Genomic DNA, 7,871 nt, shown 5'->3' on the forward strand with positions numbered 1-7,871 from the left:
GAGACGGGAATCCCGTCCGGTCCGGTCCGGAGTGAGGAGTCGGGCCCGGAGGGCGGGCCCGGGAACCGAAGGAGCGCCGTCATTCCGTCATGCCGCGAAGCAACCTTCTTGCCGGGCGGCCGCCCGGAAAAAGAAAATGCCCGCGACCTTCCGGCCGCGGGCACCCAGAGAGGAGGATCTCATCGGGTTTGTACGGAGGTCCCCCCGCTCGCGTTGGATCAAGCCTTCTTCTTGGCCGCGTCACGCTCCGGGGCGGGTTCCGGCGCGGGAGCGAGAGCGGGGGACAATCCCAGGTGCTCCCGGATCTTCCGTTCGATCTCCGCGGCCAACTCGGGGTTCTCCTTGAGGAACTGCTTCGCGTTCTCGCGCCCCTGGCCGATCCGCATGTCGCCGTACGAGAGCCACGAGCCGGACTTCTCGATCAGCTTGGCCTCCGTCCCGAGGTCGAGCAGCTCGCCGCCGCGGGAGATCCCCTCGCCGTAGTTGATGTCGAATTCGGCCTGGCGGAAAGGGGAAGCGACCTTGTTCTTGACGATCTTCACCTTCGTCCGCGAGCCGACGACCGTCTCGCCGTCCTTGATCGAGGCGATCCTCCGGATGTCGATCCGGACGGAAGAATAGAACTTGAGCGCGCGGCCGCCCGTCGTCGTCTCGGGGTTGCCGAACATCACGCCGATCTTTTCGCGGATCTGGTTGATGAAGATGAGGCACGTGTTCGACTTCGACACGATCGCGGTGAGCTTCCGGAGGGCCTGGGACATCAGGCGCGCCTGGAGGCCCATCTGCGCCTCGCCCATCTCGCCTTCGAGCTCGGCCTTCGGCACGAGGGCCGCGACCGAGTCGACGACGACGACGTCGATCGCGCCGGAGCGGATCAGCATCTCCGCGATCTCGAGCGCCTGTTCACCCGAGTCGGGCTGCGAGACGAGCAGGTTGTCGGTGTCGACGCCGAGCTTCTTCGCGTACTCGGCGTCCATGGCGTGCTCGGCGTCGATGAACGCGGCGATCCCGCCCTTCTTCTGCGCCTGGGCGATGATCTGGAGCGAGAGGGTCGTCTTGCCCGACGACTCGGGACCGAAGATCTCGATGACGCGGCCCCGGGGAACGCCGCCGACTCCGAGCGCGGCGTCCACGGCGATCGAGCCGGTCGGGATCGAGGAGATCAGGACCGGCGGATGGTCGCCGAGGCGCATGATCGCGCCCTTTCCGTACTGGCGATCGATCTGGCTGAGCGCGGTCTCGACGGCGCGCATCTTTTCGGCGAGGACGGGGTTGGCGGGGGCGCCGGGAACGGGTTTGATCTGAGGCATGCTCGAATTCTCCTTCACGTATTCGCCGGGCATTATAGACCGGCGGCGGGCGTCCGGCGCCTCGCGGCGTCGCGCTCGCGGCGACTTATGATGATGAGGAGATGAGGACGGCTTTTTCTACGCCCCGCTCCCGCTGATGTCAAGGGCGAGCCTGCGGCGGGCGTGGAAGGAACGCCGGATATCGACCCTCCTCGCGACCGGGTTCGGCATCGGCATGATCCCGTTTGCCCCGGGGACCTGGGGGAGCCTGGAAGGGCTCGCGGTCGGCTTCGTCGGCCTCGCCGTCTTCGCCCCCCGTCTCTCGCCGTCGGGAGGCATGATCTTTTCGTGTATTGTCGGCGCCGCGATCGCGGCGGCCGGCGTCGTCGTCTCGTCGCGCACCGAAGCCCTCGCCGACGCGCGCGATCCCGGGGCGATCGTCATCGACGAGGTGGCCGGGCAGATCCTGGCGTTCGCGCCGGCGAGCTTCATGATGGCGGGCCTCGCGAGCGGCCGCACGCCGTGGTGGATCGTCTTCGGCGCTCCGTTCCTCCTGTTCCGCCTCTTCGACATCTGGAAGCCGGGCCTCATCGGCCGGCTGCAGGACCTCCCGGGGGGATGGGGAATCGTGGCCGACGACGTGGCCGCGGGAATCCTCGCGGGCGCGATCACGTACGGCATCGCGAGGGTGTGGTGACGTTCGCGCTTTCCCCCGCCGACGGAGACGTCCGGGCGAACGAGCCGCTCGAGCGGCACACGACCCTCCGGATCGGGGGACCCGCGGAGACCTTCGTGGTCGCGCGCTCGATCGAGGCGCTCGCGGCGGCGCTTCGCGCCGCCCGGGAGGAGCGAAAACCGCTCCGCATCCTCGGCAAGGGCTCGAACGTCCTCGTCGCCGACGACGGCGTTCCCGGGTTCGTCGTCGTGCTCGAGGGAGAGTTCCAGCGGGTGGAGATCGACGGGGAGCGCATCGCCGCCGGCGCCGGCGCTTCCCTCGGCGGCGTGTGCGCGCGGGCGGCGCGCGCGGGACTCTCCGGGATCGAGGCGATCTCCGGGATTCCGTCGTCGATCGGCGGCGCGGTCCGCATCAACGCGGGCGCGTACGGCGGCGAGATGTTCGACGTGCTCGAGAGCGTGACCCTCGTCTCCCCGGACGGCGCGCTCGAGGAGCGACCCGCCTCGGCGATCCCGCACGGGTATCGATGGACCTCTCTCGTGGGCTCGGCGGAGATCGTCTGCCGGGCCCTCCTGCACCTGCGTTCCTCGCCGCCGGAGGCGATCGAGGCGCGAATGCGTGAGGTGACGGAGAAGCGCCGGGGGGCGCTTCCCGCGCAGCCGAATGCCGGCAGCATTTTCAAGAACCCGTCCGGACGGTTCGCGGGTAAACTCCTCGAAGACTGCGGCTTGAAGGGCGTCGTGCGAGGGGGGGCGGAGATCTCGGACCGTCACGCCAACGTCATCGTGAACCGGGGGTCGGCGCGCGCCGCCGACGTCCTGGAGCTGATGCGTCTGATGCGCCGGAGCGTTCTCGAACGATTCGGAATCGAGCTCGAGCCGGAGGTCGAGCTCGTCGGCGTGCCGTGGCCGTGACGTTCCGCGCGGTGCTGCTCGCCGGGGGCGCCGGGACGCGGCTCTGGCCGCTTTCGACCGAGGCGGAGCCGAAGCCATTTCTCCGGCTGCGGGGAGAGCGGAGCCTGCTCCAGGACGCCTGGGCGCGGGTCGCTCCGGTCGCGTCGCGGGTCTGCGTCGCGACCTCCGAGCGCTACGCGGCGCGCACGCGGACGGAACTCCCGCATCTCTCTGCCGGGGATCTCTTCCTCGAGCCGTCGCGGCGCGACACGGCGCCGGCGATCGTCGCGGCGGCCCTGGCCCTCGCCGCCGAAGGCGACGAGCCGGTCGTCTTCCTGCCCGCGGACCAGACGGTGGGCGATCCGGCGGCGTTCTCGCGGTGCCTGGCGGAGGCCGCCGGGGCCGCCGCGCGGGAGCCGGCCGTCGTTCTCCTCGGAATCCGGCCCACGCGTGCCGAGACCGAATTCGGGTACGTCGAGGTCGAAACGGGCCCCCGGCCGGCGCGGGTTCGCCGGTTCGTCGAGAAGCCTTCCCGGGAGAGGGCGGAGGAATACGTTCGCGCGGGCAATTTCCTCTGGAACGGCGGGATCTTCGCGTTCCGCCCGTCCTCGCTCGTGGGCGTGCTCGAACGGGCGGCGCCGGAATTGCTCGCGGCCTGCCGCGGTTATCTCGATCGCCCCTCGCCCGAGGCCTGGGAGCGGATTCCGGCGATTTCCTTCGATCATGCGGTGATGGAGAAGACGAAAAACGCGATCTGTGTTCCCTGCGAAGCGGGGTGGAACGACGTGGGATCGTACCGGGCGCTCAAAGAGCTCAAAGGGACCGACGCGTCCGGCAACCTGGTCCTTTCGGACCGTCCGGTCGTCGTCGAGGGGGTGCGGGACTCGATCGTGGCGGTTTCGGAGGCGGGCGCCCTCGTCCTGCCCTTCGCGCGCGAAGGGGAGCTGCGCGAGCGCGTCGCGCGATTGTCGGGGGAGGGAGAGTGACCGTCGGTCTCGACCGGCTGCGCGAGACCGTCGGATCCGTGTTCCGCGGCAATTCCGGGGCGATCGACCTCGTCCTGATCGCGATCCTCTCGCGGGGCCACGTGCTGATCGAGGACGTCCCGGGCGTCGGGAAGACGACGCTCGCGCGCGCGATCGGCAAGGCGCTCGACCTCAAGTTCACCCGCATCCAGTTCACGAGCGATACGCTGCCGGCGGACGTTCTCGGGGTCTCGATCTTCGACGCGGCCGAAAAGCGGTTCGTCTTCCATCCGGGGCCGATCTTCGGCAACGTCGTCCTCGCCGACGAGATCAACCGGGCGACGCCGAAGACGCAGTCCGCGCTCCTCCAGGCGATGAACGAGGGGTGCGTCTCGACCGACGAGGGAACCCTCGAACTGCCCCGCCCTTTCGTCGTCATCGCGACGCAGAATCCGGTCGAGTACCTGGGCACCTATCCGCTCCCCGAGTCCCAGCTCGACCGCTTCTTCCTGCGCCTCTCGCTCGGATACCCCCCCGCCCGCGAGGAGAAGGACCTCCTGCAGCGCGGCGGCGCCGAGCGGACGCTCGACTCCGTGATGCCGGTGCTCCATCCGGACGATCTCGTCGCGCTCCAGGCGAAGGTCGAAGGGGTGCGCGTCTCGGAGAAACTCCTCGACTACGTCTACGCGCTGATCGAAGCGACCCGCCGGCGCTCCGACCTGCGCCTTCCCGTGTCGACCCGCGGCGCGCAGGCCTTCTATCGGGCGATCCAGGCGCGGGCGCTCGTCGCGGGACGCGACTACGCGCTGCCGGAGGACGCGCAGACCGTCGCCGGGCCGGTCCTTTCGCACCGCATCCTGTCGATCTCTTCGGACGGCTTCGGGACGGGTCCGCGCGAGCGGGAAGTGATCCGGACGATCCTGGAGCAGACGCCGGTTCCGGTATAGCCGGGAATGAGCGTCGAGTCTCGAGCCGCGAGTCGCGAGGGCCCGACGGGCCACCCGGCGCAACGTCCCCTCACCCGCCTGATTCCGCGCTGGCACCTCCGGATCACGAACTTCGGGCTCGGCTACATCCTGATGACCCTCCTCGTCGCGATCGCGGCGACGAACACGGCCAACAACGGGCTGTACACCATTCTCGCCGGGCTGCTCGCGGGCATGATCGTCTCCGGCGTCGTGTCGCGGCGGAATCTGCGGGCGGTGCGCTGCGCCGTGGAGCAGAACGGAGAGATCTTCGCGGGGCGGCCCGCGGCGATCACCGTGACCCTGAAGAACACGTCCCCCGCCATGACGGCGCAGGGGATCTGGTTCCTCCACGAGGCGCTGCCGGGGCCGCTGTACGTCGCTCCTCTCCGTCCGGGCGCGGAGCGTCGCTATTCGCTGGAAGCGGTTTTCCCGAGGCGCGGGGTGTTCTCCGGGGGCGACTCCGGCCTGATGAGCCGGTTCCCGGTGGGACTCTTCCGGAAGTATCGGGACGCCGCGTGGCCGCGTCCGATCGTCGTCTATCCCGATCCGGTCCGGAGCGCGCGCCGTGACGACGCCGGAGATTCGCCGATGGGCGCGGCGTCGTCTCTGCGGCGCCGCGGGTTCGGTCCCGAGGTCCGGACGCTCCGGGAGTTCGTGTCGGGAGACGACGTCCGCGACCTGCACTGGAAACAGTCCGCGCGGCTCCAGAAATGGATCGTCCGGGAGCGGCATGACGCGCGGTCGCGGCGCGTCGTGTTCGAGGTGGAGAACGCGGTCGCCGATCCGCTCGATCCGGTGGAGATCGCGGCCGTCGAGCGCGCGATCGCGGTCACCGCGGGCGAGGCGCTCGCGCTGATCGAGGCCGGAGGAGAGGCGGGCCTCGCGGCGCGCGGCGTGTCGGTCCCCCCGGGGGGCGGGGCGGGCCAGCGGCGACGCATTCTCGACGCCCTCGCGAGTCTCGAGATCCATGCCGCCGCCTCGGCGCCACCCTTTCCGCCGCCGCGGCCCGGGGAGAGCCGCCGCGAGGCCGCCGCATGAGCGAGCCGTACGCCGATCCGCTTCGCGCCGAGCACCAGCGGGCGCTCCTGCCGCTCGCCGCGGTCGCTCCGGCGGCCCTGCCCTGGACGGGCGCCGCCTCCTACGCCGCCCTCGCGGTCTACGAAGCGCTCCTGGCGGCGGTCTGGATCCGCGCGCGCCGCGGCCGGCCGCTCTCGATCTCGAACGCGGCCTTGAACGTGCTCGCGCTCGCCTACGTCGCGTGGTTCTTCCTCGCGGCGCGCGCGCTCCACGCGGGGCTCGTGCGGACCGCGTCGAATCTCCTCCTGTTCACCGCCGCCGCCAAGCTCGTCTCGATGAAGAACCGCCGGGAGGAGAACCTGACGCTCCTCCTCTGCTTCTTCCTCGCGCTCGATTCCGCGTCGACGTCGACGCACGTTCTCTCCCTGGTTTTCCTCGCGATCCTCGGCGTCGTGGGGTTCCGGACTCTCGCCCGGATCTCCGTGCTCGCGGACTTCGACCGGGCGCCTCCCGCAGGAGCGCTCGGCCGCGTCCCGAGCTGGGGAATCGCATCGGCGTCCGTCGCCGCGACGGCGATCGTCGCGGTGCCGCTCTTCATGGCCTTCCCGCGACTCCAGAGCCCGTTCGCGGTCGCGCCGTTTCCGAAACAGTCGGTCGACGGCTCCTTCTTCACGTCGGACCGCGTCGACCTCGAGACGTTCTCCTCGACCAAGCACAGCGACCGGATCCTGCTTCGCGTCCAGATTCCGGAGGGCGAGCTCCCGGACGCGCTGCGGCTCCGGGAGGCGACCTTCAACCGCTATCTCCACGGCCACTGGATCCGCGAGGGGATGGTGTCGTCCCGCCTCCGGGAGAGCGCCGACGGCAGGATCGAGATTCCGCCGCAGTACGCGACGGCGGTTCCGGCGCCTCGGCCCCGTCCCGAGCGGAAGATCTCCGTCGAGACCTCTTCCTTCACCCCCGGCTTCCTCTTCGTTCCGTACGGGACCCGGGCGATCACGGCCGGAGGCACGCCGCTTTCGATCGCCTCCGACGCGACGATCGCGTACTCGGGTCCGCCGAGCGACCGGGGCTATTCCGCCGAATACACGCTCCAGACCGACGGCGCGGGGCCGGGGCGGACTTCCGTGCCTCCGCACGACGTCCCGCCCGAGGTCGCGAGCCTCGCCCGCCGGATCGTCGCCGGGGCCGCGACTCCGGAGGAGAAGGCGCGGCGTCTCCTCGCCTACCTCGGGAGGGGATTCACGTACCGCGTCGACGTCCCGGAGGCGGTCGGCGACCCCGTGGTCGATTTCCTGACGCGCACGCGGGCCGGGCACTGCGAGTACTTCGCGAGCGCGCTCGCCCTCATGATGCGCGCCGCGGGAATTCCGGCCCGGCTGGCGACCGGGTCGCTCGGGGGCGAGATGGGGCCGCTCACCTCCGAGATCCTCGTTCGCGGCGGGAACCTCCACGCGTGGGTGGAGGCGAGTCTCGACGGCGAGACCTTCCGTATGTTCGATCCCACGCCGGCCGAGGGGCGCCCGCGAATCGTCTCGGTTTCGCTGTGGCGCCGGATCGCGGAGATCGGAAACGAGATCGAGTTCTTCTACGACCGGAACATCCTCGGCTTCAGCACGCTCGAGCAGGTCCAGCTCGTCGAGGCCGCCCGCCAGGCTTTCGCCGGCCTCGAGAGGGCGGGCGCGCGCGTCGGCGCCGTCGCCCGCGAGTGGCGGGGACGGGCCGCGGCGATCGCCGGCCTCCTGCTCCTGGCGGCGGCCGCGGCGGCTCTGGCGAGGAGGAGACGCCGGGTCCCGCCCGCGACCCGCGCGTACCTGCGCCTGCGCCGCCTGCATGCGAGGCGGATCGGGCCGCTCCCCGATTCCGCGCCCTCCGGCGCCGTGATCCGCGGTTTCGCCCGGGCCGGACGGGAAGCGGGTGTCGCGGCGAGGAAAGTCGTGGAGATCTACCGGGCGGAGGCGTTCGGGGGAGCGACCGCCGATCCGGAAACCCTCCGCGAAATCCGCCGGCTCGTCCGCGCCCTGCGGAAGACGGCCGCGGCGGCGGCGGTCCTCCTCGCGCTC

The 7,871-nt window shown here is 70.8% G+C and carries 7 protein-coding genes; 6 read left to right on the plus strand and 1 reads right to left on the minus strand.

Annotated elements, in window-relative coordinates; genetic code table 11:
• Window positions 1-218 precede the first annotated feature (218 nt).
• Window positions 219-1,310, minus strand: a complete 1,092-nt coding sequence (gene recA / locus VFS34_04660) for a recombinase RecA (GenBank protein ID HET9793732.1) — start codon at window positions 1,308-1,310, stop codon at window positions 219-221.
• 136 nt (window positions 1,311-1,446) lie between these two features.
• Here recA and VFS34_04665 point away from each other — a divergent pair, with 136 nt between their 5' ends.
• The 6 genes from VFS34_04665 to VFS34_04690 all read left to right on the plus strand — a co-directional run.
• Entirely contained in the window at window positions 1,447-1,986 is a 540-nt protein-coding gene (locus VFS34_04665) for a phosphatidylglycerophosphatase A (protein HET9793733.1), read from the plus strand.
• A complete protein-coding gene (gene murB, locus VFS34_04670) occupies window positions 1,983-2,879 on the plus strand; it encodes a UDP-N-acetylmuramate dehydrogenase (GenBank protein HET9793734.1) in 897 nt (298 codons plus the stop codon). Before VFS34_04665 ends, murB begins: the two co-directional genes overlap by 4 nt.
• Window positions 2,876-3,844 carry a sugar phosphate nucleotidyltransferase gene (locus tag VFS34_04675; GenBank protein HET9793735.1) on the plus strand — a complete coding sequence of 323 codons (969 nt, stop codon included), beginning with the start codon at window positions 2,876-2,878 and terminating at the stop codon, window positions 3,842-3,844. Before murB ends, VFS34_04675 begins: the two co-directional genes overlap by 4 nt.
• Complete coding sequence (locus VFS34_04680) at window positions 3,841-4,770, plus strand: MoxR family ATPase (GenBank protein HET9793736.1); 930 nt, start codon at window positions 3,841-3,843, stop codon at window positions 4,768-4,770. Before VFS34_04675 ends, VFS34_04680 begins: the two co-directional genes overlap by 4 nt.
• A 6-nt stretch (window positions 4,771-4,776) precedes the next feature.
• Window positions 4,777-5,829, plus strand: coding sequence for a DUF58 domain-containing protein (locus tag VFS34_04685; GenBank protein HET9793737.1), 1,053 nt, complete (start codon window positions 4,777-4,779; stop codon window positions 5,827-5,829).
• On the plus strand, window positions 5,826-7,871 hold a 2,046-nt coding region (locus VFS34_04690), incomplete at its 3' end, for a DUF3488 and transglutaminase-like domain-containing protein (GenBank protein ID HET9793738.1). The genes VFS34_04685 and VFS34_04690, both read left to right, overlap by 4 nt.

It is taken from the genome of Thermoanaerobaculia bacterium (assembly GCA_035717485.1).
In the GTDB taxonomy this organism is placed as follows: Bacteria; Acidobacteriota; Thermoanaerobaculia; order UBA5066; family DATFVB01; genus DATFVB01.

Coding starts and splice junctions, on each gene's coding strand:
- recA (HET9793732.1), bottom strand. CDS start 1,310: ATGCCTCAGATCAAACCCGTTCCCGGCGCCCCCGCCAACCCCGTCCTC.
- VFS34_04665 (HET9793733.1), top strand. CDS start 1,447: ATGTCAAGGGCGAGCCTGCGGCGGGCGTGGAAGGAACGCCGGATATCG.
- VFS34_04685 (HET9793737.1), top strand. CDS start 4,777: ATGAGCGTCGAGTCTCGAGCCGCGAGTCGCGAGGGCCCGACGGGCCAC.